Origin of the sequence: Pelagibacterium xiamenense, from assembly GCF_021166475.1 — a bacterium.
Taxonomy (GTDB): domain Bacteria; phylum Pseudomonadota; class Alphaproteobacteria; order Rhizobiales; family Devosiaceae; genus Pelagibacterium; species Pelagibacterium xiamenense.
In genome coordinates this window covers 483,620-509,285 of record NZ_JAJOYS010000002.1, presented here as the reverse complement: position 1 = coordinate 509,285, position 25,666 = coordinate 483,620, and the positions used below count along the sequence as shown (strand labels likewise).

The window sequence follows — 25,666 nt, the reverse complement described above, 5'->3', positions numbered from 1 at the left end:
TCGAAAGTTAGGTGGGTATAGTGTCGCAGATGGGGGAAGTCACGTCCCCGATGTCTGGACAAGCGGCAAAGACAGTGCAAAAAGAACCCAAAAATCCGCGCCGCCTGCCAGCGGCCCGGGCCGAGTCGCGCATCCAAAAATGCGGATATCTCGGGACCGGAAGCGGATCGCATTCTTTTGTACAGGCCTTACGGGGATCTAGCTTTGGCGACAGCGAGCGAAACAAAAGCGACACGACGCGATTTTCTCTACATCGCAACCGGCGCTGCAGGGGCGGTGGGCCTGGCGGGCATAGCCTGGCCCCTTATCGATCAACTCAATCCCGATGCGTCGGTTCTGGCTCTCGCCTCGATCCAGTTCGACCTTTCGCCGGTGGCTGAAGGCTCGACGGTCACCATTTTGTGGCGGGGCCTGCCGGTTTTCGTGCGGCACCGCACGCCCGAGGAGATCGAAGAGGCGCGGGCGACCCCGCTTGCCGATCTCAAGGACCCCGAAACCGACGAGGATCGCGTCAAGGAAGGCCATGCCGAATGGCTGATCATGATCGCGAACTGCACCCATCTGGGCTGTGTGCCGGTCGGCGAGGCGGGCGCCTTTGACGGCTGGTTCTGCCCGTGCCACGGGTCGGTCTACGACACCTCGGGCCGTATCCGCAGCGGTCCGGCGCCGGCGAACCTCGTGGTTCCGCCCTATGAATTCATTTCCGATACTATCGTCCAGATCGGGTAAGGGGGATCTGAGGCATGGCTAATCACGCTGGCAATTACACGCCGGGCAACGGGTTCGAGCGCTGGCTCGACGAGCGTCTGCCCATCGTCAGGTTCTCCAAGGAACACCTGATGGACTTCCCGACCCCGAAGAACCTCAATTACTGGTGGACCTTCGGCGGCATTCTCGCTTTCATGCTGGTGGTGCAGATCGTCACCGGCATCATTCTGGTGATGCACTATACGCCAAATGTGGACCTCGCTTTCGCGTCGGTTCAGCACATTCAGCGCGACGTCAATTATGGCCGCATCATCCAGGGCACCCACGCGGTGGGCGCTTCGATGTTCTTTGCGGCGGTCTATATCCACATCTTCCGCGGGCTCTACTACGGTTCGTACAAGTCGCCGCGCGAAGTGCTCTGGATGCTCGGCGTCATCATTTTCATCCTGATGATGGCCACGGCGTTCATGGGCTATGTGTTGCCCTGGGGCCAGATGAGCTTCTGGGGTGCGACGGTGATCACCGGGATCTTCTCGGCGCTGCCGATCATCGGTGAGCCGATCCAGATCCTGCTTCTGGGCGGGTTCTCGGTCGCCAATCCGACGCTCAACCGCTTCTTCTCGCTGCACTACCTGCTGCCGTTCATCATCGCGGCGGTCGTTGTGCTGCACATCTGGGCGTTGCACGTGCCGGGCAACAACAATCCGGCCGGTGTCAGCGTCAAGGACAACCGCGATACGCTGCCCTTCCATCCCTATTTCACGATGAAGGACCTGTTCGCGATCATCGTCTTCATGATCCCGTTCGCCTGGTTCGTGTTCTTTGCGCCGGACATTCTGGGGCACCCGGACAACTACATTCCGGGCAACCCGCAGGTGACGCCTGAGCATATCGTGCCTGAATGGTACCTGCTGCCGTTCTATGCGATGCTGCGCGCGATCGACTTCAACGTGCTGTTCATCAACTCCAAGCTCGGCGGCGTTATCGTCATGGGCGGGTCGCTGCTGATCCTGTTCGTGTTGCCGTGGCTCGACCGCTCGAAAGTGCGTTCGGGGAGCTTCCGGCCGTTGTTCAAGCCCTTCTACTGGCTGTTCGTTTTGAACTTCATCGCGCTCGCCTATCTGGGTGCGCAGCCGGCGGAAGGCGTGTATGTGGTCATCGCCAAGCTCTGCACGGCCTACTACTTCGCCTATTTCCTGATCATCCTGCCGCTGCTCTCGCGGATCGAAACGCCTGCGCCGCTTCCGGCCAGCATTTCGGAAAGCGTTCTGGGCTCGGACAAGAAGGCCAAGGCCTGATCGGGCCAGGGGGAAAAGACAATGACTGAGAAAAAGACACTCCTGGCGGCGCTTATCCTCACGCTATCCCTGGCTCTTGCGTCTGCGCCCGCGGTCGCGGCAGGCGAGGAACCAGCGCATGCGGAGCAGCAAGACTGGACGTTCGCGGGCGTCTTCGGCACCTACGACCGGAACCAGCTTCGCCGCGGGTTCCAGATCTTCCAGCAGAGCTGCTCGAGCTGCCACGGCCTTGAGTACATTGCGTTCCGCAACCTCTCGGAGCCCGGCGGGCCGCAGTACTCCGAAGAGCAGGTGCGGGCGCTCGCCGAGCAGTACACCATCGCCGATCCTGACGCCGAAGGCGGCGAACGCGAGGGCATTCCCGCCGACCGGTGGCCCGATCCGTTCCCGTCCGACCAGATCGCGCGCGACGCCAATGGCGGCGCCTTGCCGCCCGACCTCTCGCTGATGGCAAAGGCGCGGTCGATCCATCTGGAATTCCCGTGGTGGATCTTCACGTACTTCACCGCCTATCAGGAAGGCGGGGCGGACTACATCTACAACCTGCTGGTCAACTATCACGAAGCGCCCGAAGGCGTGGAGATGCAGCCGGGTCAGTACTACAACTCCTTCTTTTCCGGACACTCGATCGCCATGCCGCCGCCGCTGGCGGACGGAATGATCGACTACGAAGGCGAAGGGACGCCCGAGACGGTCGAGCAATATGCACGCGATGTTGCCGCGTTCCTGCAGTGGACCGCCGATCCGCACATGGTGCATCGCAAGGAACTCGGCTTCCGGGTCATCCTCTTCCTCATCGGCTTTGCCGTGCTGATGTATCTGGTCAAGCGCCGGATCTGGCGCGACGCCCACTAGGGTGCCGGACGTATTCGAACGTTTTGAAAGGGCCCCTGCGGGCCCTTTCTTTTTGTGTGTTTGCACTTGATTGGCGCCGCGCGCTCGATCATTCTTGTGCCAATGCATTCGATGGTGACCGGAGGGGCCATGTCCGCATTCAATGTTGCCCGCAACGCGTTTTTCATCGCGCTTGCCGCGAGCCGGCATCCGGTGGTGCGCGAGGCTATACGCAATGCTCCACGGGTTGCCGGAGAGCTGGTGAGCGAAGAGAGTAAACGGGCTGCCCGCGAGGCGACGATGCGGGCCGCGCGCAAGGCGGGCGAACTGACCGCCAGGATCGTACCCCCCAACCGGTACTTCTGACCGCGTGGCCGACCCGGTTCTCGGCATTGTCGGCGGCTCCGGCGTTTACGACCTGCCCGGGCTGGAGGCGCCTGAGTGGCGCGTTATCGAAAGCCCGTGGGGCGAACCGTCCGATGCCATACTTCATGCGCGGTTCGAGGGGCTCGCGCTACGGTTTCTGCCCAGGCACGGGCGCGGACACCGGCTGTCGCCCTCGGGGATCAACTACCGCGCCAATATCGATGCGCTCAAGCGGGCGGGCGTGACCGATCTCTACAGCGTTTCGGCGGTGGGGTCGTTGCGCGAGGATATGGCGCCGGGGGATTTCGTTTTCGTCGACCAGTATCTCGACCGGACATTTGCCCGGGAGACGAGCTTTTTCGGCAATGGATGCGTCGCGCATGTGGGGTTCGGGCATCCGGTGTCGCCGCATCTGGCGACGGTCGCCCAAAGGGCCGCGGAACGCTGCGGCATTCCCCACCACATGGGCGGCACGCTGGTGACCATGGAGGGGCCGCAATTCTCCACCCGCGCGGAAAGCGAGGGGTATCGGGCGATGGGGGCGCATCTGATCGGCATGACGGCGCTGCCCGAGGCCAAGCTGGCGCGTGAGGCGGAACTGCCTTATGCGACGATCGCGATGGTCACCGACTACGATTGCTGGCACCCGGACCACGACCATGTCGACGTTGCCACCGTTATCGCGACGCTCAAGGCCAATACCGCCAATGCCCACGCGCTCATCGCGGAAATCGCGCGCAGCTTTCCACGCGGTATCGTGCCGGATGCGGCCCGGGTGGCGCTCGAGGGCGCGATCATGACTGCGCCGGGCAAGCGCGATCCTGCGCTTGTGGCCAGGCTCGACGCGGTGGCCGGCCGGGTTCTCGCCTAAGTCCTTGAAGGGCCTTTCCCCTTGGGTTGAATCATGGTTGGATCGCGCACGCCGATCACCGACAATCAGGCGGAAGCGCTCATGCCCACCGATATCAAGTCTCTCATCCGCTCCATTCCCGATTATCCGCAAAAAGGGATCATCTTCCGCGATATCACGTCGCTCATCGAGGATTCCGAAGGGTTCCGCGAAAGCGTCGAGCAGCTCGCCGCGATCTTTCGCGAAAAGGGTATTACCAAGGTTGCGGGGATCGAGGCGCGCGGTTTCATTTTCGGTGCCGGCGTCGCCATTGCGCTCAAGGCCGGGTTCGTGCCGGTGCGCAAGGCGGGCAAGCTGCCCGGGGAGACGATCGGGCAGAACTACGCGCTCGAATACGGTGTCGACACAATCGAAATCCACGCTGACGCGGTGGGGAGCGACGACAATGTGCTGCTTGTCGACGATCTTATTGCGACCGGCGGTACGGCGGTTGCGGCCGTTTCACTTCTGCGCCGTACGGGAGCGACCGTCGGGAATGCCGGGTTCGTGATCGATCTGCCCGAGATCGGCGGCGCGGACAAGGTGCGTGCGCTCGGCGTCGACGTCGAGGCGCTGGTGTCGTTCGAGGGACATTAGGCCGGACGCGGTTCGATAACCGACGGAGGGCGCCGAGACGCCCTCCGCGGCGCTTTGCGGGCCGTTCTTATGCCGCGAGCGCGTCCTCGACGGCCTTGGAGAGCGGTGTTGTCGGGCGCCCGATGAGTTTGCCCAGGGTTCCGCTTTCATCGTGGAGCGCCCCGCGCGAGGCCGCATCGTCGGAGGCGGCGATCATCTTTGCGTAGCCTTCGGGCAGGCCGACCTGGGTGAGGACAGCGGCGTAGTCGGCGGGGGGGAGATAGGTGTAGGGCAGCGTCTTGCCGGTCTGACGGGAGACTTCGGACGCAAGATCCGCGGCCGTTACAGGTTCGTTGCCGGCCAGTTCGTAGATTTTGCCTTCATGACCGTCGCTCGCGAGAACCGCGGCGGCGGCTTCGGCGTAATCGGCGCGGGTGGCGAGGCTGAGCTTGCCGTCGGCCGATGAGCCGATCAGCGCGCCGCTGGCAATGGCGCCTCCCAAGGCACCGGTGTAGTTCTCGGTGTACCAGCCGTTGCGCAGGAATACATAGGGGATGCCGGACGCCTTGATCGCGGCTTCGGTGGGGCGGTGCTCGTCGGCGAGCGGGATTTCAGTCGTGTCGGCGCGCAGGATGCTGGTGTAGATGATCTGCCTGACGCCTGCCGCCTTGGCCGCGGCGATGACGGCTTCATGCTGCGATACGCGCTTGCCGACCTCGCTCGAGGAGATCAGCAGGAGCTTTTCGACGCCCTCGAGCGCGGGGGCAAGGGTTGCGGGCTTATCGTAGTTGGCCTCGCGAACGGAAACGCCGAGATCGGCAGCCTTGGCGGTATTGCGGACGAGGGCGACGACCTGATCGGCTACGCCTTTATCCTTGAGCGACTGAATGACGAGGCGGCCGAGTTGGCCGGTGGCGCCGGTGACAGCAAGCATGGTTGGAAACTCCTTGTTGGGTTCGAGGAGTTCCCATATAAATGGCACAATTACTTTTCGTAAGTACGTACATAAAGGTAAGTTTGGAGAAATGTCCGAGAACACCCAGGACCGTCCCGTTCCGCTTTCGGAGGCCATGGCACGGGGCCATCTTTTTGCCGAGGCATGCCCATCGCGCGAGGTGCTCAAACACGTGACGAGCCGCTGGGGCGTTCTGGTGCTGGTGGCGCTTCAGTCGGGTACGCACCGGTTCAGCGAATTGCGGCGCAAGATCGGAGGCGTCTCCGAGCGGATGCTCGCGCAGACGCTGCAATGGCTGGAGGAGGACGGGTTCGTGAACCGGGTTTCCTATCCCGTCGTGCCGCCGCATGTGGAATACAGCCTGACGCCGATGGGCGAGGAGGTGGCCGAAAAGGTGCGCGGACTTGCGGACTGGATCGAAGTCAACATGTACCGCATCGGCACGGCCAAGGAGATGGCGGACTGACGCGCGCAGCGCGCCAGCCTTTGCTGCTATTTTCCCTTGAACTTGTCGGGCAGCACGACCTTGCTGTCGGCCGTTTTTTGGCAAGTGGAACGCTGATCCTGTCGCGTTTGGTGACGGGGATGGGTTCCTTGCCCGGCTTGAAACGGCCCTTGGGGGCGTTGCCGTGGGTGCGGGGGTTGGGACGTTTGAACATCGCGCCTTTCGCGGGCGGCCTCCTTCGGCTGTTCCCGATTGGCCGCGGCCGAGAGATAGGAAAATAATCTTTTTGCGCGCAGCCGATCACGTTCCGCGCGAGCGGTGGGCCCGGCGGGGGAAATGCGGTCGAAACACACCCTCCATCGTGCCGCCTGGTGGGCGGCGTTTCGAAGCGTGCGGATCAATGATGGGGTGAAACAAAGCGCGGCGCACGAAGGCGTGCCGGAGCCTCGAGCAGGGCAAACCATGCGCGGGGCTGGCGTTAAAGGTGCGGGTTCTGGAGGACTGGCAGATCTGGGATGCGTGAAATTAATCACGCAAAATCAGAGATCTGAGAGTGATGGGACAGCCGGGACGTGCGAGGAAGAATATCCCCTATATCGTCGTCCGGCTTTGCATGGCCGCCAAGGCCATAAAAAAATCCCGCTCTCCTGCCCGATACCCGAACGCGCACCCATCCGGCCATATCGCATCTTCGCCCGTGGGGGCGCTGCGATACTGCCTTCGTACACGCGTTGCAATATCAGATCATTGGAGTCGGGACCTCATGGTTCGATTGAACGCGCTCATTCAACATGAGGATAATTGTCCTGTCAAGGGTGGGTGCGAAGGACGCCGAAAAGGCCGATGGCGAGCCAGCCGGCGATCATGAGCATGCCGCCGAGCGGGGCAGCGAAGCTGAAGAGGGGCGCGCCGAGGAAATGCCGGGCTGCAAGGTCGCTGCAGAACGTCAGCGCCCCCAGGGCGAGGACAAGCGCTGCGGTCAGCATGTCACGGTGAGCGGGGCGGTAGAGCGCGAGCGCAAGGAGCGCGGGGGCGTGGGTCAGGGCGATGAGCGCGAGCGGGCCGAGAAGGGCGCCGCCGGCGTGGCTCGATCCGGCGGCAGCCGCAACACCGGCGGCGCCCAGCAGACCGGCGAGCGCGGCGAGGAGGCGCGCCGCGGTCATCGGCGGATCAGCCTGCCGATGCCGGGCAGCTGGCTGAGCGCGGCCAGCGCTTTCAAGCGGATCGGCATCTTGTAGTCGCGCAGCTTGGAGAAGCCGACGATGTCCGCGCTATAGACGAGCTGACTGGCCTGGTTGTGGCCTTCCAGAAGATTGAAGAGCAGGCCCCAGCCGGGGATGGAATTGGACGGCCTCTTGCTGGTGACGGTCAGGGTAAAGCGCACCGTATCGCCCGGGCGCACGGGGGCGTGAAAGTCCATGCGGTTGACGCCGGGGGAGGGGCCGGAGACGCCGGGTTCGCCGCCTTCGGCGCGCACGACATCCTCCTCGGCGAAGAGGCGGTCGACCATCTTGCGGTGGCCGACGCTGACCGTGTGCCAGCCCGAGGCAACGAGGCCGCCGAAATGGGAATGCTTGGCGGCTTCGGGATCGGTGTGGAAATATTGCGGGTCATAGAGTTTGCCGAAGCGGACGATTTCCTCGGCCGTGAAGGTGTGGGCACCCAGATCGAACGGCGTGTCGAGCGCTACCTCCTCGAACCAGCGGGTCATTGGGCGGGTTCCTCGTGCGCATCCTCAAGGATTGGCGCGGTGGGGTCGCGGACCTCGACGAGGTTGGCGAGATTGAGCGTCATCACCTGCTGGCCCTTCTGGTTGCGCATGTCGAGGGCCAGCGTGAGGATGCCCATTTCGGGATGGGTTTGCGAGCGGCGCAGGGCGGTGATCGTTGCCGTGCCCGAAATCGTGTCGTTCTTCATGACCGGCTTTTTCCATTTGAGATCGGTGAAGCCGAGGCCGCCCATGGAGGCGACCTTCGAAAGGAATTCATCGACCAGCATGCGCAGCGAGAGAGCCCCGGTCTGCCAGCCGCTGGCGGCGAGCCCGCCCAGGAGGCTCTGCCTTGCCGCTTTCTCGTCGAGATGGAACGGGAAGGGATCGAATTCGGTGGCGAAGGCGACGATATCGCGCTTTGTGACCTTGCGCGGGCCAAGGGCGATGCGTTCGCCGTTGGAGAGGTCCTCGTAGTGACGCCGGCCTGCGGTTATCGGATTGGGCATTTTGTTATCCTATACGTCAATGGCACGATGCACCATGTGACGTTTGGAGGCAAGGTCCGCGCGCGCCTTTCGGCGTGCTCGTTCTATTCAACAGCCCGGTGTCAGGACGCGCGGCTCCGAAGTGCCTCAAGGTCACCCTTCAGGCTCGTGCGCACAAGTGCGGTCAATAGTCTGGGGAAATCGGCCTTTGCAACGTGTTTGGCCAGCGCTTCGGCCGTGTCGCCAAGTCCCAGCTTGTCCGCGGTACTGAGACTTTTCCGGTCGGCGAAGGGGTAGAGTTCGGGCCAAGCCGTCTGGATTTCGCGGAAAAGGATATCTACGCCGACGTCGCCCAGTCCCTTGAAGCGCTTGAGCGCCTTGCGCATGGCGGCATGGTCGTGGCCGGCCTCTTCGCGCAGTTTGCGCAGATCGCCGCCATAGCTCTCGACCAGCATGTCCGAAGTCTCGCCCAGCATACGGGACGTGCTTTCGTCGTAGCGGGCGTAGCCGTGTTCGTTGAGGATGCGGACGCGATGCTCCCAGGATGCGGCGGCCATCTTTTCGGGTGTGGTGAGGCCATCATCGGCAAGGGCCCTTGCTGCCTTGACCGCTTGTTCCGCGCCGATGCGGGCACTGAAGAGGATCGCCGCGCACAGCCAGCGGAAGAGGGGGGAGGGTGTATTATCTTCGATGTCGATGCCGAGTTCGTCGCAATAGGTCCGGCCGTGGGTTTCGAGCAAGGCCTTGACGATCTCGGACTGGCTTGCGTTGGGCATGGTCTCGCACTCATTGTCGGTTGATTTCGTCGGGCAACGGGCGGTGGACGAAGTCGTTCCCGCGTGACATGGCGCAGCACGACGTCGGGACATGCTCGCGCGACATTGTCGTGCACAGCTACGAAGCCCTCGACCTCACCTCTACGGCGTTCACTGTCCGAATGCGCGATGGCGAGATGACGGTCAAAGGTGGGCCCTACGCTGAAGCGCGCGAGCAGTTCGGGGTTATTTCATCATCGACGTCGCCGACGAGGATGCGACCCGGCAATGGGCAGCGCGATGTCCTGGCGCAACCTGGGGTGCGGTCGAGGTGCGCCGAATCCGGGATGTGTCGGAATATAGCTGACAGCGTCGGCACGGTTGTCCGTGTCCGAAACGTCCCGCGCCTCCGGGAGCGGAACGCCGGCGTGCGTTCTCGGGTATTGCAGTCTCAGGCGGCGTGGCCGTGCGCCTGCTTGGTGCCCGGAAATTCGATAACCGCCTCACCGGAGACCGGGTCGGATACGCCGAGGCCGTCGCCGAGGTCCTCGAGCGTATGGCGAACCTTGTCGAGCATACCGATCATGCCGGGACGGGCGTTGACGATCTTGTCGAAATCGTCCCACTCGCCAATGAAGCAATAGGTGCGGTCACCGGTCTTGATCAGTGCGCCGCCCCGAAAGCCAGCGAAGTCCGGCAGGTCGGCTTTCTGATTTTCGATAAATTCGTCTTCCATTCCGGGTTTGACCCGGAAACGCACACAATTATAGGCACGCATCGACGCCTCCCATGTTTGGGCGCGGACAGGATCGGCGCTTTTGGAAGACATCCGCCGGCAGCCGAAGGCTCGCCGCATTTCAGTGAACGCCGAAATAATATCACCGTCCGGTTACGCCGTCGACAGTCCCATCTTGCCGGTCCGCCCCCCTATGGGGCAACCGGGGCGATGTGGACCGTGACGTCATCCGGGGCGATGACGGAGAGCCGGTGGGTGATGGCGACGATCGTCACCTGACCGGCGATCCGGCGGAGACCGTCCATGATGTCTTTTTCGGTTTCGGCATCCAGGGCCGAACTCGCCTCGTCGAGAAGCAGGATCGCTGGGTCGGCGTAAAGGGCGCGAGCGATAGCAATGCGCTGGCGCTCGCCCCCCGAGAGTTTGAGGCCGCGCTCGCCGACAACGGTTTCGAACCCTTCCTCGAGGCCGTCGATGAACGCGAGGATCGCGGCGCGGTCGGCGGCACGGCGGAGCCGGGCTTCGTCGTAGGGACGGCCCAGCACGATGTTGGTGGCGAGCGTGTCGTTGAGCAGGACGACGTCCTGGGGCACGGCGGCGACACGGGCGAACCAGTCGGCGCGCGAGACGGTGGAGAGATCGGTGCCGTCGATAAGGATGCGGCCCGTGGACGGGATCATGGATTTGAGCAGAAGCTTGAAGAGCGTAGATTTCCCAGCGCCCGTGTCGCCGGTGACATAGGTGATCGTGCCGCGGCGGGCGGTGAAGGTGACCGGCTGGACGCCGCGGCCATTGGGGTAGGTGTAGGCGACATTCTCGAAGGCGACCGTTCCGTCTTCGAGGCGGAAGGTGCCCGTGGCCTGAACGTCTTCGTGGGATTCTGCCTGCCACATGCGGGCAAAGGGCAGGAAGCGCGAATAGGATTGCGCGATCTGCTGGATGGCCTGGCCCATCATCTGGAACGGAAGATTGAGCTGCAAAAGCAGGGTGTTGAAGAGAACGAGGTCGCCGACGCTCAGGCTGCCTTCGGCAACGCGCGGTACGAGCAGCCACAGGGTCACGGCGAACTGGAGCGCGAGCGCCGAGCCGAAAAGGGCGGCATAGCGCACATGGCTCAGCGCGTAGCGCTGCCAGGCAGCGAGCGCGGACTGCTGCCGGCTGGTGAACTGGCCGATCATCCAGCGGTCCGAGCCGAACTGGCGGAGCGTGTCCATGCTGGCGATGGCGTTACCGACGAAGCGCGAGCTGGTCTGGGAGTGTTCGATCGCCTCGTCGAGATGGGCGCGGGTGCGGCTGGTGGCGCGGGCGACGAGGGCCACGTAGGCGACGCCATAGACGACCACGATGAGCGCGATGTCGGGACTGAGCACAGTGCCGAGCATCACGAGGCTAAGCACGACCTGGGTGCCGCCCGGCAGCAAGGCGGCGAGGCCGAACTGGACGACAATGTTGAGCGCCTCGGTGCCCTTGTGCTGGGCGCTCTGGATTTCTGCGGGGTTATGGTCGAGAAAGAAGGCGGAGGCCTTGGTGGTCAGCTTCTCGAAAAACGAGGTCGAGGAGACGAAATCGAGGCTTTCCGAGGTCATGAAGGTCAGAAAGCTCGACATGCGCTGGATCGCAAAGCCGGCACCCATCAGGACCGCATAACCCATGAAGGCCCAGACGAGGCCGGTCCCGATATTGGTGGGGTCGAGCCTGTCGATGAGGCGGGAAAAGAGGTAGGGGGCCGCAATGCTCGTCAGCGCGCCGAGCACCGTCATCAGGCCCACAAGCGCCAGGACGAGGCGTGCCGAGCGGAGATATTCGCGCGTGATCGTGCGCAGCGGCGGCAAAATCAGCGCGAGATCGAAATTCACCGTCGCCTCCTTTTATGGCGCGAGCGGCACGTTAAGCGATTCTCATGCCCGTGCAAGGCCGCCGGGCGGGGGCCGTCAGGTGTTGAACTTGAAGAGCATCACGTCGCCGTCCTTGACGACGTATTCCTTGCCTTCGTCGCGCGCCTTGCCCGCTTCCTTGGCGGCGACTTCCCCGCCAAGGGCGATGAAATCGTCGTAGGCGATGGTCTGGGCGCGGATGAAGCCGCGTTCGAAATCAGTGTGGATGACGCCTGCGGCCTGAGGGGCCTTGGTGCCGACGGGGATGGTCCAGGCGCGGGCTTCCTTGGGGCCGACGGTAAAGTAGGTCTGCAGGTGCAGAAGCTTGTAGCCTTCGCGGATCAGGCGGTTGAGGCCCGGTTCCGCAAGGCCGAGAGAGGCGAGGTAGTCGGCGCGGTCGGCGGGGTCGAGGCCGGCGAGCTCGGCTTCGATTTCGGCCGAAATGATGACCATGCGGGCGTCCTGGGCCCTGGCGTATTCGGCGACCTTCGCGGTCAGTTCGTTGCCATCGGCGGCGGCGCTTTCGTCGACGTTGCAGACGTAGAGGACCGGCTTGGCGGTGAGAAGCTGAAGCTCCTTGAACGCCTTCTCCTCGTCTGCCGAGCGCTCGGTGAGGCGTGCGGGTTTGCCGCCTTCGAGCACGGCTTTGGCTCGGCCGACGAGGTCGAGGGTAACCTTGGCTTCCTTGTCCTGGCTCTTGATCTTCTTTTCAAGCGCGGGGATGCGCTTTTCGAGGCTTTCGAGGTCGGCGAGCATCAGCTCGGTTTCGACGACTTCGGCGTCAGTGAGAGGATCGACCTTGCCGGCGACGTGGACGATGTCGTCGTTCTCGAAGCAGCGCAGAACGTAGGCGATGGCGTCGCATTCGCGAATGTTGGCGAGGAACTGGTTGCCGAGGCCCTCACCCTTGGACGCGCCTTTGACGAGACCGGCGATATCGACGAAGGAGAGCCGGGCGGGGATCACTTCCCTGGACTTGCCGATCTCGGCGAGCTTGTCGAGCCGTTCGTCGGGCACCGAAACTTCACCGACATTGGGCTCGATGGTGCAGAACGGGAAATTCGCCGCCTGCGCGGCGGCGGTCTGCGTCAGTGCGTTGAAGAGCGTCGACTTGCCCACATTGGGCAGACCGACGATGCCGCATTTGAAACCCATCGGGAAAAACCTTCGGAACTTGATTCTGCTGCTATGGAGCTTCTCCGATTCTGTTGGAAACAAAATCGGGCTCCAGGCCTTTGGTTGGTCGTCGCGTGTCCGAACCGAAAAAGCGGTAACCACTTTTTCTGGACACGCTCTAAGTCGGTGAGACGCGGGCGGTTGTCAATATGGCGTACGTCTCAGCTCTTGTCGCCGAAGAGCTTCTTGAGCATTCCGGCCATAGGGCCGGTCTCGGGCGCCTTGGCGGCGGGCTTGGGGCGCGCCTGGCGGATGTGGCTCCGCGCCTTGGGTTTTTCGGCTTTGTCGGGCCCGGGTCCGTTCGAACCGTTGAGCGCAATGGCAAGCTTGTTCATCAAGCCGGAAGCGTCACCTTTGGCGAGCATCCCGGCGTTTTTGGCGAGCGTATCGAGCAGCGGTTCGAGCCATTCGGCATCGACCTTGTGGAAGTTCGAGAGCACGTGGGCCTGGACGCGGTCCTTGTGGCCGGGGTGCCCGATGCCGAGGCGGACGCGGACGAAGGGGTTGCCGATATGCGCGTCGATGGAGCGGACGCCGTTGTGCCCGCCATTGCCGCCGCCGGCCTTGATCCGCACCTTGCCCGGGGCGAGGTCGAGTTCGTCATAGATGACGGAGATGTCGGCGGGGGTGAGTTTGAAGAATTTCGCCGCCTGACCGACAGAGTCGCCCGAGAGGTTCATGTAGGTCTGCGGCTTTAAGAGCATGACCTTTTCGCCGTCGATCACGGCTTCGCTCACGAGGGCGGAGAATTTCTGCCGGAAGGGCGGGAAATTGTGCTGGCGGGCAATCTCGTCGACCGCCATGAAACCGATATTGTGCCGGTGTCCGGCGTATTCGGCACCGGGATTGCCGAGCCCTACGATGAGGTGCATCGCTTTTCTCCGGTAGACAGAAGGACAGGACCGGCAGCGGTGCCGCCGGTCCGGAAAAGAGGATTACTCCTCGCCGCCGTTTTCGGCTTCTTCAGCTTCCTCGCCTGCCTCTTCCTCTGCGCTCCCTTCAGAACGCAGGGCCGACGGCGCGGCGATGGTGGCGATGGTGAAGTCGCGGTCGGTGATCGTCGGGGTGACGTTGGCGGGCAACTTCACGGCCGAGATGTGGATCGAGTCGCCGACTTCAAAGCCGGTGAGGTCGATCGTCAGCGCCTCGGGGATCGAGTCCGCCGGGCAGGAGAGTTCGACCGTGTGGCGCACGACATTGAGAACGCCGCCCTTCTTGAGACCCGGGGACTTCTCTTCGTTCTCGAAGTGGACCGGGACGTCGACCGTGAGGGTCGAGTTCTTGCCCACGCGCAGGAAATCCACATGCACGAGGAAGTCGCGCACGGGTTCAAGCTGGTAATCCTTCGGGATCACGCGGTGCTTTTCGCCGTCCACGTCGATCTCGATGACGTGCGAAAGGAAGCCGCCGTCGTGAATCTTGCGGAAGGTGTCCTTGTAGGACACGGCGATGGACAGAGGGGGTTTCTTGTCGCCGTAAATAACGGCAGGAACCAGACCATTACGGCGCAGTTCACGAGCGGCCCCCTTGCCCACCCGATCCCGCACCGAAGCCTTAAGCTCGACGCTCATGGAAATCATCCATTGGTTGGGTGCGTTTCTTTGCAAAAAGAAACGCGCGCCCGTCCTCCAGGGGTGACGAGCGCTTCATGGCGGCGTTCTATACTGTAAGGCCCTATGAAGGGCAAGGGTTATGACTCCTCGCCGTCGGAGGTGAGGTCGGGGATCGGCAGGCCGCGTTCGGCGAGTTCGGCGCCCGCGCGCGCAAGGAGCGTCTGGGCGCGGTCGGTCAGTTCGCCGTCGGCCTCGTGATGGATACGGAACAACCGGCTGGTGGCGAAGCGCTTGTACATGTGCGTGAGCAGGTGGTCGTCCCAGGTCGGGATTTCCGCCAACAGGGATGCCATTTCGCTCTCGGCGCCGTTGCGCGGGGGTATAAGGGGTCTGTCCGATGCCATTGCTGCGCGTTACGTTATTCTTGTGACGCCACGGGGCGCGGCGTATGTCCGGCCGCCTCGTGACTCGCTGTCAACGGACGGGCCGGGGTGAGGTTCCGCTCGTGGGGAGGGATGCGCCAATAGAGGCGCGCCTGAGAAGGCCGAACCTATGAGGTCCGGGCACCGTGATTTCAGAGTCGCCGGTGCCGGTCAAAGGCCAAAAGCGTCGCAGGCGGTTTCGGTCAGTCGAAAAGGCTCGAAACGGACTGCTCGGACGCGGTGCGGGCGATGGCTTCGCCCAGGAGGTCGGCGATACTGATGTGCCGGATCTTGGCGCACTTTTTAACCGCCTCGGTCTTTTCGATGGAGTCGGTGGTGACGACTTCCTTGAGGCGCGACTTGGCGATGCGCTCAGGGGCGTCGCCTGAAAGGACGCCGTGGGTGATGTAGGCGGAGACTTCCTTGGCGCCCGCATTCATCAGGGCCTCGGCCGCGTTGATCAGCGTGCCGCCGGAATCGATGATGTCGTCGATCAGGATACAGGACTGGCCTTCGACCTCGCCGATGATGTTCATCACTTCCGCGACGCCGGCGCGGGGGCGGCGCTTGTCGACGATTGCGAGCTGGGCGCCGATGCGGTTGGCGACGTTGCGGGCGCGCAGGACGCCGCCGACGTCGGGGGAGACGATCATCACCTTGGAGGTGTCGTAGTTCTTGCGGATGTCGCGGGTCAGCACCGGTGCGGCATAGAGGTTATCGGTCGGAATATCGAAAAAACCCTGGATTTGCGGTGCGTGCAGATCCAGGGTCAGAATGCGGTTGGCGCCGGCTTGGGTAATGAGATTGGCCACGAGTTTGGCCGAAATCGGGGTTCGCGGCGCGGACTTGCGATCCTGGCGCGCATAACCGTAGTAGGGCAGTACGGCGGTCACGCGGCGGGCCGAGGAGCGGCGCAGGGCGTCGATCAGGATCAGAAGCTCCATCAGGTGGTCGTTGGCGGGGTAGGAGGTCGACTGGAGTACGAAGACGTCCTCGCCGCGGACGTTTTCGTGGATCTCGACGAAGATTTCCTTGTCCGCGAAACGCTTGACCGAGCAATCGGTAAGGGGGATTTCAAGATATTCGGAAACGGCATTGGCCACGGTGAGGTTTGAGTTGCCCGTCACCAGCTTCATGGTCAGCCCCTAATCTCGTGCCTGGACGCCCGTGCCGCCAATGCGCGGGCCTGCCCCGTTTTGTCCCCGAAACCAGAAGCGATACGACGTCCCGGCGTCCGCCGGTGTTCTTATCGCAGTCAGGGCTAGTCTTTTGCGGGCACGTTTAGACTCAGTGTTCGCGGACTGCAATATGACTTTTGCATGAAGGATGAATGGAATGTTGGCCTGTTGCCGATTTATCCTTCGGGACGGCGTTACCCGCGGGCGACAAGCGCGATCTGGCGGCCGGCGCGTGCATCGTTGTGGGTGGCGTAGCGGTGCGAGAAGTAGAGGTCCGGGTTGGCGTAGGTGCAGGAGCCGACCGTCGAGACGGATTTGAGGCCCAGAGACTGTGTCTGGGCGACGAGGAAACCGGCGACGTCGAAATGTGGCCTAGCCTTGCCGTTGGTGACCAGATGATCGGCGGCGTTGGGGAACTGGTCGCGGATCATGGCGGCGAAATCGTCGCCGACTTCGTAGTTGTCGGCTGAAATTGTCGGGCCGATGGCCACTTCGATGCGCTCGGGGGCGGCGCCCAACGCGGTCATGGCCTCGACGGTGTTGGCGAGGATACCGTTGACCGCGCTGCGCCAGCCGGCATGGGCGGCACCGATGACGCCGGCGGTTTCGTCGGCCAGGAGAACAGGGGCACAATCGGCGGTGAGGATGCCGAGCGCGATGCCGGGTGCGCTGGTCACCATGGCGTCGGCCTCAGGGCGCTGCGTGAGGTCCATCTCAGCGGTGACCGTCAGGACATCCGCGCCATGCACCTGCTTGACCAGCGCAATCGGCAGAGGGCCGGCCTTGAGGCCCATCACGGCGCGATGGACGTTCTCTGTGACATTGGCGAGGTCGTCGCCGACGCTGCGCGAGACGTTCAGCGATTCGAATTCACCCTCCGACACGCCGCCGCGCCTCCCGAAAAAGCCATGCCGGATGCCGGAGATAGCGGTGAAGGCGGGGCTTTTTTCGACGGGTGGATGCATTGAGCGAGGTCTTACCGGATGGGAAAGCCGGGCGGACGCAGGCCCGGACTTGCTGCACAGAAGGCTTTGAATATATCCCCCATCTGCGCAGGGTTCGTGAGGCGGTCGAGAGCCGTCTGGAGTTCGGCGGCTCTTTGCGGGTTCGCAGCGGCCAGGGCCTTGTGCCGCTCAACCAGCCCCAAGGATGTAAGGAAACGGCCTTGCGTCACAAGGGGGTGCGTCGTCAACCCAGCTATGCGCGCAGCGTGACCCAGAGCCTCGAAATCCACATGGGTGGTGAGGTCGGCATCGCCGGGGCCGGCGAGGGGGTCGGCGTAGGCGTGGCGGCTGACGGCCTGCAACGTCTCGCCGGGCTGGGTCGCTTCGTAGCCGTAGTCGATGGCGAGGATGGCCCCACCGCGGGGAGCCACGAGGCGTGCCGTCTGTTCCATCGCCTGGCGGGCGGCGAGGCCGATTTCGGCGACTTCGCCTTCCCGGGCGTCGGCAAACGCTTCGCCGAGCAGGGAGCCGTCGTAGGGGGTGGGGGAGAGGCCGAACGCCCGCTTGCCTTCGATAAGTCCGACGACGCGTTCGTACCATTTGCCGTTGCGCAGGACGAACTGGCGGACGGGCAGGGCGTCGAAGAATTCGTTGGCGATGACGATGAGCGGGGCGTCAGGGAGGCCGTCGAGGGTTTCGATCCATGCCGGATCGAATGGGGCGAGCGTCTCGCGCTGGAGGGCGATAAGGGCTGGGTTGGTCTCATAGAGGACGAGGTTGAGGGCATCGCGCAGACCGGGGACGCGGGTCGCGACGCGCAGTGCGTCGGCGGCCAGGGTGCCGCGGCCGGGGCCGAGTTCGAGCAGGGTGAAGCGGGCGGGCGCGCCCATCTGCTGGTACATAGCCGCGATCCATGCGCCGATCATTTCGCCGAAGGTCTGGCTGATCTCCGGCGCGGTGATGAAATCGCCGCCTGTGCCCAGCGGGTCGGCCTTGCGGTAATAGCCACGGTTCGGGTGGGTGAGGCAGAGGCCCATATAGGTGGCGAGCGACATGGGGCCGTTCTGGCGGATCTGCATGTCGATCAGATCGCCGAGGCTAAAGGTGTTCTCAGGCATGGCGGCGGGTCTGGGCCCAGGCGATAAGCGCGATACCGGCGAAAAGCACGGGCAGGGTGAGCACCATGCCCATGGTGAGCCAGCCGAAGGCGAGGTAGCCGATATGGGCGTCGGGCAGGCGGAAGAATTCGACGAAGATACGCGAGAGGGCATAGCCGATGCCGAAAATTCCCGCGGCGGTGCCGGGGCGCCTGAGGACCAGCTTCACGTGGGTGAAATAACGGATGACAAGGAAGAGGACGACACCTTCGAGGAGGCCTTCGTAGAGCTGGCTGGGGTGGCGCGGAAGATCGCCGCCACCGGGGAAGACGACACCCCAGGGCATGGTCGTGACCGAGCCGTAGAGCTCGGCATTGATGAAGTTGGCAACGCGCCCAAGGAAAAGGCCGATGGTCGCGCAGCAGGCGAGGAGATCGAGCCCGGAGAGGATGTTGGCCTTCTTGATACCCAGGTAGACCGACATGGCGATGACAAGCCCCAGGAGCCCGCCGTGAAAACTCATGCCGCCGTCCCAGACTGCGAAGGCTTCGAGCGGGTACTGGGCGAAATAGACCGGGTTATAGAAGAGCACATAGCCCAGCCTGCCGCCGGCGACGATGCCGATGACGATCCAGAAGGCGAAATCGAACAGCTCGTCGGGCGTCATGGGCGGGTTGTTGTTGACCCAGAGCGATTTGCGCCTGAGGATGAGCATGCCATACCCGACGCCGAGGAAAATGCCGGCGAGATAGGCCAGCGCATACCAGCGGATCACGAGGGGGCCGATAGCAAAGGCGACGGGATCGATCTGCGGAAAGGGCAAGGCGGGTTCTCTTGATTTATGCGAGGCGGGCGGACCATGCCGCTCCCTTTGAGACTGGTCAAGATGGCTTGGATTACCTACATATTCGGCAAGCGAAGAGCGGACCAGTAAAAGGATTTGGTACTATGTCGCAATCGAGCAAGATTTTCGACGACCTGGGTCGGCTGATGAACGACGCCGCCTCGGCTGCCGATGGCGTGCGCCGCGAGGTGGAAACGGCCGTCAGGGGTCAGATGGAGCGGGTCGTCAACGATCTCGACCTGGTCAAGCGCGAGGACTACGATGCGCTGCGCGAACTCGTGACGATCCAAGGCGAGGAAATTGAAGCGCTGCGCAAGGAACTCGACGCGTTCAAGCGACGCAAGAAGACGAGCTAGGTCTGAGCCATGCGGATTGCCGTGATTGCCGATATTCACGGCAATGCCCTCGCGCTTGAGGCGGTGCTTGCGGATATCGCGGCGCAGAAGGCGGATGCGATCTGCAATCTGGGGGATCATTTTTCCGGGCCGCTCGAGCCGCTCAAGACGGCGAAAATGCTCGAAGAGATCGATGCGCTGACGATCGCGGGAAATCACGACCGGTATCTGCTCGAGGAACCGGTCGAGGAGATGGATGCGGTCGACAAGCATGCCATGAGCGAGTTGCGGGCGCGCGATCTGGACTGGATCCGGGGGCAGCCAGGGACGGCGGCATTCGAGGATGCGCTGTATCTCTGCCATGGGACACCGTCTTCGGACGATATCCATTGGCTCGATACCAAGGACGAGGACAAGACATTCGTCGCAACGCCGGCCGATGTCGTCGCGGCGGACGCGCAGGGGATCGACTTCCCGCTTATCTGTTGCGGGCATTCCCATGTGGCGCGACAGGTCGAGCTGCCCGACGGACGGATCGTTTTCAATCCCGGAAGCGTTGGACGGCCCGCCTATACGATGTCCGATCCGGTCTCCGCCGCGCGGGTTTCTCCCGCTGCGGGATATGCGCTTGTGACCCGAAACGGGACAGGGTGGGGGATCGATCTTCGGCAGGTTTCCTACGACCACAAGGCCGCCGCGGACCTGGCGCGCAAGCGCGGTTTCAAAGGCTGGGCGCGCGATCTTGCACACGGGCGCAAGCGGTAGAAAACCGTTCCTCCGCGGCTGGGGAAAAGCCCTTGGTTTGCAGGGCTTTGTTAAGACCCCGTTAACCATGGCGCGCGGATCATCCACAAGAGAATTGGACAACTGGGCCCGCGTTTCTGGGTCCGGCGGCCAGGGCCGGTGTAGATTGCAATCAAAGGACGATTCGTACACCCAACCCCGCCAAGGCCAGTTCGGTTGTGCCGCGTAGGACTAGCGACATCCGGTCGCCGGTTCATCCTCATCCATGCTCAAGCGTGCGGAGCCAGCCATGTCTCTCCTCGAATTGGAACTCGACAGGACCATCCACCCGGTGGACATCATCGAGCACATTGCCGCGATCAACGATTGGTCGTTCGAACGGCAGGATGCAGACGAGATCGCGATTTCGGTCAAAGGCGGCTGGAGCGACTACCACGTTTCGTTCAACTGGATGGAAGAGATGGAGTCGCTGCATTTGGCGTGCGCGTTCGATCTCAAGGTTCCCGATGCGCGGCGCGGGGAAATCAAGCAGCTCATCACGATGATCAACGAGCAGCTCTGGATTGGACACTTCGACATCTGGAGCAAAGAAGGCGTCGTACTGTTCCGCAATTCGCACCTTCTCTCGGGTGGCGCAGATGTATCGCCGCAGCAATGCGAAGCGCTGTTGCGTTCCGCGACCGAAAGCTGCGACCTTTACTATCAGGCGTTCCAGTTCGTCGTCTGGGCCGGCAAGTCGGCGCAGGAGGCGCTCGCCGAAGTGATGTTCGAAACGGTAGGGGAAGCATGAGTTTAGCCGATGCCGGGCCGGTCCTCCTTGTGGGGGCGGGAAAAATGGGACTGGCGATGGCCCAGGGTTGGGTCAAGGCGGGGCTGCCCGGGGCGGCCCTGACGCTTGTCGACCCGCAGCCGCATGAAAGCGTCAGGGCCTTCGCAGCCAATGCCGGCGCGGCGGTGCGCACCGATCTGCCCGCGGGGACGCCGCGCGTCGTCGTGCTCGCGGTCAAGCCGCAGATGATGGCGTCGGTTTTCGCTGAGCTCAAGCCGATCATCGGCGCTGAGACGCTGGTGATTTCCATCGCTGCGGGGATATCCGTGGCAAAGATCGTCGAAGAGCTGGGTACAGAGCGCGTCGTGCGGACGATGCCCAATACGCCCGCACAGCTGGGCAAGGGCATCACCGGCGCGGTGGCCGCGCCCGCGGTGACCGGCAAGGATCGCGAGATCACCGATGCCATGCTCGCGGCGGCTGGCGGTACGGTCTGGGTCGAGGACGAGCGCCTCATCGACGCGGTGACGGCGGTATCGGGCTCGGGACCCGCCTATGTGTTCTATCTCGTTGAGGTGCTGGCCGAGGCGGGCGAGGCGCAGGGGCTTTCGGCCGAGCAGGCGATGACGCTGGCGCGCCAGATGGTGGTCGGGGCCGCGGCCCTGCTTGAAGCGGATCCGAGTGAGGCGGCACAGCTGCGCAAGAATGTCACTTCGCCGGCCGGGACGACCGAGGCCGCCCTTAAAGTCCTTATGGCCGACGATGGTCTTGCGCCGCTCATCGCCAGAACCGTGGCGGCAGCGCGGGCGCGCAGTGAAGAACTGGGACAATGAGCCAGATCAGTTTTGACGACTTCCTGAAGGTCGATATCCGCGTGGGCACGATTGTCGAAGCGCGGCCTTTTCCCGAGGCCCGTAAGCCGGCGATCATCCTCCTCATCGATTTCGGGCCGGAGCTAGGGATCAAGAAATCGTCCGCTCAGATTACGGTGCACTACACGCCCGAGGATCTTCCGGGCCGGCAGGTGATGGCGGTGGTCAATTTCCCGCCGCGCCAGATCGGGCCGTTGCGGTCCGAAGTGCTGACACTGGGTTATGAGGACGCGGACGGGGCAATCGTTCTGGCGAAGGTGGACAAGCCCGTTCCGAACGGTGCCCGGCTGATGTAAGCGGGCTTCTAGGCGAGCCCGCCATAAACCAACGCCAGCAGCACCACGCCGAGAACCAGCCGGTAGATGACGAAGGGTGTGTAGTTCTGGCTCTTGAGCCAGCGCATGAGCAGCGCTATGGCCGCGAGGGCGGCAAAAAAGGCGAGGATGCCGCCGAATATGGCGTTTCCGGTCACTTCTGCGTTGCCGGCCTTATAGAGGTCGTAGCCGGCGAGAACGCCCGCGCCGAGGATAGTCGGGATCGAGAGCAGCATGGCGAGGCGCGCGGAAAGCGGGCGGTCGAGCCCCACGGCGCGGCCGGCGGTCATGCAGATGCCCGAACGCGAGACGCCGGGAATGATCGCGATGCACTGGGCAAAGCCGACGACCATGGCGTCGCGCCAGGAGAGGCTTTCGATGTCGCTTTTGGCTTCGCGCGCACGGTCGGAGAACCACAGCGCAATGCCGAAGAGGATGGTCGTCCAGGCAATGATCGTGATCGAGCGTGCGAATTCGGTTACGAGATCCTTGGCGGCGAAGCCGATGACGACGATGGGGATCGAGGCCGCGATGACGACCAGAAGCAGGCGGAACCGCCTGCCGCCCTTGCCCGTAAGCCCGTCGAAAAGCCCCTGCAGGAGCAGCCAGATGTCGCGCCGGAAATAGACGATGACGGCGCCGAGTGAGCCCACATGCAGGGCGATGTCGATGGCGAGCTCTTCGGCGGCGGTTATCGCTTCGACACCCAGCGCCGAAAGGATCGCGTGGCCCAGGATGAGGTGCGCCGAGGAACTGATGGGCAGAAACTCGGTAATGCCCTGCACGAGAGCCAGAAATACAGTGTTGATCGCGTCCAAGGCGGGGGCTGCCCTTAAGGAATCTGTTCGGTGAGCCGAAGCGTGGTCAGCATGTCCTTATCACCCTTTTCTGTCATTTCGACAAAAAAGCGTGCGACGCACTCGCGGGCGCTGGGAGGCAGGGCGGCGAGGGCGCCGTCGATGCGGCGGGCCTGGGTGGCGCTCAGCGTTTCGAAGAATTCCCGGCCCTGGTCGGTGGGGAAAAGCAGCCGCTGGCGACGGTCGGTATCACCGTGCCGCTGGATGATGTAGCCACTGTCGATCAGTTGCCGCAGCACACGCGCGAGCGATTGCTTGGTGATGCGTAGGATGTCGAGCAGCTCGGCGACGGTCATTCCCGGCCGCAGGTTCACGAAATAGATGACCCGGTGGTGGGCCCGTCCGAAACCCTTGGTTTCCAAAAGCGCATCGGCATCGCGGACGAAGTCGCGATACGCGAAAAAGAACAGCCCCATAATGTCGATCGGCATTTCGGGGAAATCGTGGATGGCGGAATTTATGTCAGCCTTGTTGACATTTATCTTGGAAGCTGGCATATGTCCTTCCGTACTCTTTGCCGTTTAATGACTTATCACAGACCCACTTTGGTTTGCCAAGTGGTCTATGGATGCTGCATTATGGGGCAAAGTGCATGAAGGATATGCACGTTTTCACAGTTGAATACCCGGGAGACAGGAATGGCCGCCGCGCCGATGGATCAGCGAGATGGATGGATCTGGTATAATGGGGAGATGGTTCCCTGGCGCGATGCCAAGGTGCACGTACTGACGCACGGCCTGCATTATGCCAGCAGCGTTTTTGAAGGACAGCGCGCCTATGGCGGGGAAGTCTTCAAGCTGCGCGAGCATACCGAGCGGCTGATCGCGTCGGGCCGGATTCTGGATTTCGAAATCCCGTATTCCGCAGACCAGATCGATGAAGCCTGCCGTCAGGTGCTTGCCAAGAACGAGTTGGTCGATGCCTATATGCGGCCTGTGGCGTGGCGCGGATCGGAGACGATCTCGGTGCCGGCGCGCGACAACAAGGTGCACCTGGCCATCGCGGCGTGGGTGTGGCCGAGCTATTTCTCGACCGAAGAGCGCCTCAAGGGCATCAGGCTCACCTGGGCGCAGTGGAAGCGGCCCTCGCCCGAAACAATTCCGTGCAAGGCCAAGGCGGCGGGGCTCTATATGATCTGCACGCTGTCCAAGCATGCCGCGATGGATGCGGGCTATGCGGATGCGCTGATGCTCGATTATCGCGGCTATGTGGCCGAGGCGACGGGCGCCAACGTCTTTTTCGTCAAAGGCAAGGAGATCACGACGCCGACGCCGGACTGCTTCCTCGACGGTATCACGCGGCGCACGGTGATCGCGCTTGCCAAGGCGGCGGGCTATACGGTGACCGAGCGGCACATCAAGCCCGAAGAACTCGCCGAATTCGACGAGTGCTTTTTGACGGGCACGGCGGCGGAAGTTACCCCCGTCGCGGAGGTTTCGGAGTATAAGTTTACACCGGGCGAAGCGTGCCGGACGCTGGTCGAAGCGTATATGGCAGAGGTGCAGCCCAGTAAGGCGGCCGCAGAATAAGGCGGTATTCTACAGCACAGAGTGAAGAGCCGGGGATATATCCCCGGCTTTTTTATTGCCAGCGGGCAGCGGCGTCGTCGTCGCTCTCGCGCGCATCGACCCATTTGGTTCCCGATGGCCCCTCTTCCTTCTTCCAGAACGGCGCGTTGGTCTTGAGCGTGTCCATAAGGAAATTGGCGGCCTCGAATGCGGCGTGACGGTGCTTTGAGAGGGTCATGACCTGGACGATGGGGTCGCCCGGGTGAAGCGTGCCGTAGCGGTGAATAATCTCTGCGTCGATGAGGTCAAAGCGCTTGATGGCCTGCTCGTGCAGATCCTCCAATTGGCGCTGGGCGAGGGCTGGGTAGTGCTCAAGCGTCATCGCGGTGACCGGATGGTCGGGCGTCGAGCGGACGAGGCCGGTGAAGGTCACGGCGGCCCCACCGCCCCCGGTGCGGTCGAGGAACGCGTTGGTCTCGGCGCCGGGGTCGAAGGCTTGGTTTTGCAGCCGCACCGACATCGGGTCAGCCTCCCGTCATGGGCGGGAAGAGCGCGATGGTGCGGGCGTTGGCGATCTGGGCGGAATGATCGACCAGTTCGTCATCGATGGCGGCGCGGATGAGCTGGCGGTTTTCGATGGCGAGCGCGAACGCTTCGTCGCGGTCGGCAAGCCATGTCATGAGGTCGGAGATCGTTTCGACCGACGCCGGCGGATCAACTGTTTCGCTGTCGCGGTTGAGCCGTTCGCGCAGCCAGGCAAAGTAGAGGACCTTCATTCGGTATCGCTTTCGCGGGCGGCAAGGTTGCTGGACACGCCTTGCCAGTATTGCCAGCCAGTGATGGCGGTGAGAACGGCTGCGAGCCAGAGGAGGATGTCGGATACCTCGCGCGTGCCGAAGATCAGCGGTTCGGCGATCAGCATGCCGATAGCGATCAGCTGGACCGTGGTCTTGTATTTGGCGAGCATCGAGACGGGGACAACGATCTTCTCGGTGCCCATGAATTCACGCAGGCCGGAGACGAAGATTTCGCGCAGGAGGATGATCGTTGCGGGGATGAGATCCCAGACGCCGAAGGTGCCATCGAAGCAGAAAACGAGCAGGAGCGCCCCCACGAGGAGCTTGTCGGCGATGGGATCGAGCATGCGGCCGATGGGCGAGACCGAGCCGTATTTGCGGGCGAGATAGCCGTCGAGGAAATCGGTAATCGCGGCGGCGACATAGAGGATGAGCGCGAGCCAGCGCAGGGCGGGGTGGCCGGCGAGGATCAGCAGCATGATGACCGGAATGGCCCCGATGCGGCCATAGGTCAGCCAGTTGGGCAATTTCGCCATGTCGAAGCGGGTTTCGGTCAAAGCCTGTCCTTCGTAAACATTTCGTTTCTCGCGCGTCCGGACTGAAAAAGTGGCTCCCACTTTTTAC

Annotated in this window: 34 protein-coding genes; 14 read left to right on the top strand and 20 right to left on the bottom strand. The window is 63.0% G+C overall.

The annotated features are described in order from the left end of the window. The first annotated feature begins 204 nt into the window (after nt 1-204). From petA to LSG43_RS10425, 6 genes are all read left to right on the top strand, one after another. On the top strand, nt 205-729 hold the full coding sequence (gene petA / locus LSG43_RS10450; protein WP_231803832.1) for a ubiquinol-cytochrome c reductase iron-sulfur subunit: 525 nt from the start codon (nt 205-207) through the stop codon (nt 727-729). A gap of 14 nt (nt 730-743) precedes the next feature. Next, nucleotides 744-2,006 carry a cytochrome b gene (locus LSG43_RS10445; RefSeq protein WP_231803830.1) on the top strand — a complete coding sequence of 421 codons (1,263 nt, stop codon included), beginning with the start codon at nt 744-746 and terminating at the stop codon, nt 2,004-2,006. Between the two features lie 21 nt (nt 2,007-2,027). After that, a complete protein-coding gene (locus LSG43_RS10440; protein ID WP_231803828.1) occupies nt 2,028-2,861 on the top strand; it encodes a cytochrome c1 in 834 nt (277 codons plus the stop codon). Nucleotides 2,862-2,990: 129 nt separating this feature from the next. Beyond that, the gene (locus tag LSG43_RS10435) at nt 2,991-3,206 is read left to right on the top strand and encodes a hypothetical protein (protein ID WP_231803826.1); all 216 of its coding nucleotides are present in this window, start codon (nt 2,991-2,993) and stop codon (nt 3,204-3,206) included. A 4-nt stretch (nt 3,207-3,210) separates the two neighbouring features. Further along, a complete protein-coding gene (locus LSG43_RS10430; RefSeq protein WP_231803824.1) occupies nt 3,211-4,077 on the top strand; it encodes an S-methyl-5'-thioadenosine phosphorylase in 867 nt (288 codons plus the stop codon). Nucleotides 4,078-4,110: 33 nt separating this feature from the next. Continuing rightward, nucleotides 4,111-4,692, top strand: a complete 582-nt coding sequence (locus LSG43_RS10425; RefSeq protein WP_439652024.1) for an adenine phosphoribosyltransferase — start codon at nt 4,111-4,113, stop codon at nt 4,690-4,692. A gap of 67 nt (nt 4,693-4,759) precedes the next feature. Here LSG43_RS10425 and LSG43_RS10420 read toward each other — a convergent pair whose 3' ends face one another. Beyond that, entirely contained in the window at nt 4,760-5,605 is an 846-nt protein-coding gene (locus LSG43_RS10420) for an SDR family oxidoreductase (RefSeq protein ID WP_231803822.1), read from the bottom strand. 91 nt (nt 5,606-5,696) lie between these two features. On the opposite strand from LSG43_RS10420, the gene LSG43_RS10415 reads away from it, so the two are divergent. Further along, nucleotides 5,697-6,092, top strand: coding sequence for a winged helix-turn-helix transcriptional regulator (locus tag LSG43_RS10415; RefSeq protein WP_255714145.1), 396 nt, complete (start codon nt 5,697-5,699; stop codon nt 6,090-6,092). A 788-nt stretch (nt 6,093-6,880) separates the two neighbouring features. Here the strand turns inward: LSG43_RS10415 and LSG43_RS10410 are convergent. The 4 genes from LSG43_RS10410 to LSG43_RS10395 form a co-directional block, all read right to left on the bottom strand. Continuing rightward, nucleotides 6,881-7,234 (bottom strand): DUF423 domain-containing protein, encoded by a 354-nt coding sequence (locus LSG43_RS10410; protein ID WP_231803820.1) that lies wholly within the window; start codon nt 7,232-7,234, stop codon nt 6,881-6,883. Beyond that, entirely contained in the window at nt 7,231-7,782 is a 552-nt protein-coding gene (locus tag LSG43_RS10405) for a MaoC/PaaZ C-terminal domain-containing protein (protein ID WP_231803818.1), read from the bottom strand. The genes LSG43_RS10410 and LSG43_RS10405 overlap by 4 nt, the downstream gene beginning before the upstream one ends. Continuing rightward, entirely contained in the window at nt 7,779-8,288 is a 510-nt protein-coding gene (locus LSG43_RS10400) for a MaoC family dehydratase (RefSeq protein ID WP_231803816.1), read from the bottom strand. Before LSG43_RS10400 ends, LSG43_RS10405 begins: the two co-directional genes overlap by 4 nt. 101 nt (nt 8,289-8,389) lie before the next feature. Continuing rightward, nucleotides 8,390-9,043, bottom strand: a complete 654-nt coding sequence (locus tag LSG43_RS10395) for a hypothetical protein (RefSeq protein WP_231803814.1) — start codon at nt 9,041-9,043, stop codon at nt 8,390-8,392. 232 nt (nt 9,044-9,275) lie between these two features. On the opposite strand from LSG43_RS10395, the gene LSG43_RS16630 reads away from it, so the two are divergent. Further along, nucleotides 9,276-9,389 carry a YciI family protein gene (locus LSG43_RS16630; protein WP_369412484.1) on the top strand — a complete coding sequence of 38 codons (114 nt, stop codon included), beginning with the start codon at nt 9,276-9,278 and terminating at the stop codon, nt 9,387-9,389. Between the two features lie 84 nt (nt 9,390-9,473). Here LSG43_RS16630 and LSG43_RS10390 read toward each other — a convergent pair whose 3' ends face one another. From LSG43_RS10390 to lgt, 10 genes are all read right to left on the bottom strand, one after another. After that, nucleotides 9,474-9,800: a DUF718 domain-containing protein gene (locus tag LSG43_RS10390; RefSeq protein ID WP_231803812.1), complete on the bottom strand. Its 327-nt coding sequence runs from the start codon at nt 9,798-9,800 to the stop codon at nt 9,474-9,476. Between the two features lie 149 nt (nt 9,801-9,949). After that, nucleotides 9,950-11,614 carry an ABC transporter ATP-binding protein gene (locus tag LSG43_RS10385; protein WP_231803810.1) on the bottom strand — a complete coding sequence of 555 codons (1,665 nt, stop codon included), beginning with the start codon at nt 11,612-11,614 and terminating at the stop codon, nt 9,950-9,952. A 75-nt stretch (nt 11,615-11,689) separates the two neighbouring features. Then, complete coding sequence (ychF, locus tag LSG43_RS10380) at nt 11,690-12,787, bottom strand: redox-regulated ATPase YchF (RefSeq protein ID WP_231803808.1); 1,098 nt, start codon at nt 12,785-12,787, stop codon at nt 11,690-11,692. A 182-nt stretch (nt 12,788-12,969) separates the two neighbouring features. Then, nucleotides 12,970-13,680: an aminoacyl-tRNA hydrolase gene (gene pth, locus LSG43_RS10375; RefSeq protein ID WP_231803805.1), complete on the bottom strand. Its 711-nt coding sequence runs from the start codon at nt 13,678-13,680 to the stop codon at nt 12,970-12,972. Between the two features lie 63 nt (nt 13,681-13,743). Further along, nucleotides 13,744-14,379: a 50S ribosomal protein L25/general stress protein Ctc gene (locus LSG43_RS10370; protein WP_439652023.1), complete on the bottom strand. Its 636-nt coding sequence runs from the start codon at nt 14,377-14,379 to the stop codon at nt 13,744-13,746. Nucleotides 14,380-14,498: 119 nt separating this feature from the next. Beyond that, on the bottom strand, nt 14,499-14,714 hold the full coding sequence (locus LSG43_RS10365) for a hypothetical protein (protein ID WP_231803803.1): 216 nt from the start codon (nt 14,712-14,714) through the stop codon (nt 14,499-14,501). A gap of 272 nt (nt 14,715-14,986) precedes the next feature. Next, nucleotides 14,987-15,919, bottom strand: a complete 933-nt coding sequence (locus LSG43_RS10360) for a ribose-phosphate pyrophosphokinase (protein ID WP_231803801.1) — start codon at nt 15,917-15,919, stop codon at nt 14,987-14,989. A 236-nt stretch (nt 15,920-16,155) separates the two neighbouring features. After that, the gene (pgeF, locus tag LSG43_RS10355) at nt 16,156-16,926 is read right to left on the bottom strand and encodes a peptidoglycan editing factor PgeF (RefSeq protein WP_231803799.1); all 771 of its coding nucleotides are present in this window, start codon (nt 16,924-16,926) and stop codon (nt 16,156-16,158) included. A gap of 11 nt (nt 16,927-16,937) precedes the next feature. Then, nucleotides 16,938-18,023: a class I SAM-dependent methyltransferase gene (locus LSG43_RS10350; RefSeq protein ID WP_231803797.1), complete on the bottom strand. Its 1,086-nt coding sequence runs from the start codon at nt 18,021-18,023 to the stop codon at nt 16,938-16,940. Beyond that, the gene (gene lgt, locus LSG43_RS10345) at nt 18,016-18,825 is read right to left on the bottom strand and encodes a prolipoprotein diacylglyceryl transferase (RefSeq protein WP_231803795.1); all 810 of its coding nucleotides are present in this window, start codon (nt 18,823-18,825) and stop codon (nt 18,016-18,018) included. The genes LSG43_RS10350 and lgt overlap by 8 nt, the downstream gene beginning before the upstream one ends. Before the next feature lie 125 nt (nt 18,826-18,950). On the opposite strand from lgt, the gene LSG43_RS10340 reads away from it, so the two are divergent. From LSG43_RS10340 to LSG43_RS10320, 5 genes are all read left to right on the top strand, one after another. Next, entirely contained in the window at nt 18,951-19,202 is a 252-nt protein-coding gene (locus LSG43_RS10340; protein WP_231803793.1) for an accessory factor UbiK family protein, read from the top strand. 9 nt (nt 19,203-19,211) lie between these two features. Beyond that, nucleotides 19,212-19,946: a metallophosphoesterase family protein gene (locus LSG43_RS10335; RefSeq protein WP_231803791.1), complete on the top strand. Its 735-nt coding sequence runs from the start codon at nt 19,212-19,214 to the stop codon at nt 19,944-19,946. Nucleotides 19,947-20,214: 268 nt separating this feature from the next. Then, complete coding sequence (locus LSG43_RS10330; RefSeq protein ID WP_231803789.1) at nt 20,215-20,715, top strand: type III secretion system chaperone family protein; 501 nt, start codon at nt 20,215-20,217, stop codon at nt 20,713-20,715. After that, nucleotides 20,712-21,527, top strand: coding sequence for a pyrroline-5-carboxylate reductase (gene proC, locus LSG43_RS10325; protein ID WP_231803787.1), 816 nt, complete (start codon nt 20,712-20,714; stop codon nt 21,525-21,527). The genes LSG43_RS10330 and proC overlap by 4 nt, the downstream gene beginning before the upstream one ends. Continuing rightward, nucleotides 21,524-21,862, top strand: a complete 339-nt coding sequence (locus LSG43_RS10320; RefSeq protein WP_231803785.1) for a tRNA-binding protein — start codon at nt 21,524-21,526, stop codon at nt 21,860-21,862. The genes proC and LSG43_RS10320 overlap by 4 nt, the downstream gene beginning before the upstream one ends. Nucleotides 21,863-21,870: 8 nt before the next feature. On the opposite strand, the gene LSG43_RS10315 is transcribed toward LSG43_RS10320, so the two are convergent. Both LSG43_RS10315 and LSG43_RS10310 read right to left on the bottom strand, forming a co-directional pair. Next, nucleotides 21,871-22,698, bottom strand: a complete 828-nt coding sequence (locus tag LSG43_RS10315; protein ID WP_231803783.1) for an undecaprenyl-diphosphate phosphatase — start codon at nt 22,696-22,698, stop codon at nt 21,871-21,873. 14 nt (nt 22,699-22,712) lie between these two features. Beyond that, on the bottom strand, nt 22,713-23,234 hold the full coding sequence (locus LSG43_RS10310) for a MarR family winged helix-turn-helix transcriptional regulator (protein ID WP_231803781.1): 522 nt from the start codon (nt 23,232-23,234) through the stop codon (nt 22,713-22,715). Between the two features lie 141 nt (nt 23,235-23,375). Here LSG43_RS10310 and LSG43_RS10305 point away from each other — a divergent pair, with 141 nt between their 5' ends. Next, on the top strand, nt 23,376-24,266 hold the full coding sequence (locus LSG43_RS10305; RefSeq protein ID WP_231803779.1) for a branched-chain amino acid aminotransferase: 891 nt from the start codon (nt 23,376-23,378) through the stop codon (nt 24,264-24,266). A 52-nt stretch (nt 24,267-24,318) separates the two neighbouring features. Here LSG43_RS10305 and LSG43_RS10300 read toward each other — a convergent pair whose 3' ends face one another. Genes LSG43_RS10300 through pgsA form a run of 3 tightly spaced genes read right to left on the bottom strand, consistent with a single transcriptional unit; the run spans nt 24,319 to nt 25,599 of the window. Beyond that, the gene (locus LSG43_RS10300; protein WP_231803777.1) at nt 24,319-24,765 is read right to left on the bottom strand and encodes a molybdenum cofactor biosynthesis protein MoaE; all 447 of its coding nucleotides are present in this window, start codon (nt 24,763-24,765) and stop codon (nt 24,319-24,321) included. Nucleotides 24,766-24,769: 4 nt separating this feature from the next. Continuing rightward, nucleotides 24,770-25,021: a molybdopterin converting factor subunit 1 gene (gene moaD / locus LSG43_RS10295; protein WP_231803775.1), complete on the bottom strand. Its 252-nt coding sequence runs from the start codon at nt 25,019-25,021 to the stop codon at nt 24,770-24,772. Beyond that, complete coding sequence (pgsA, locus tag LSG43_RS10290) at nt 25,018-25,599, bottom strand: CDP-diacylglycerol--glycerol-3-phosphate 3-phosphatidyltransferase (RefSeq protein ID WP_231803773.1); 582 nt, start codon at nt 25,597-25,599, stop codon at nt 25,018-25,020. The genes moaD and pgsA overlap by 4 nt, the downstream gene beginning before the upstream one ends. Nucleotides 25,600-25,666 lie beyond the last annotated feature (67 nt).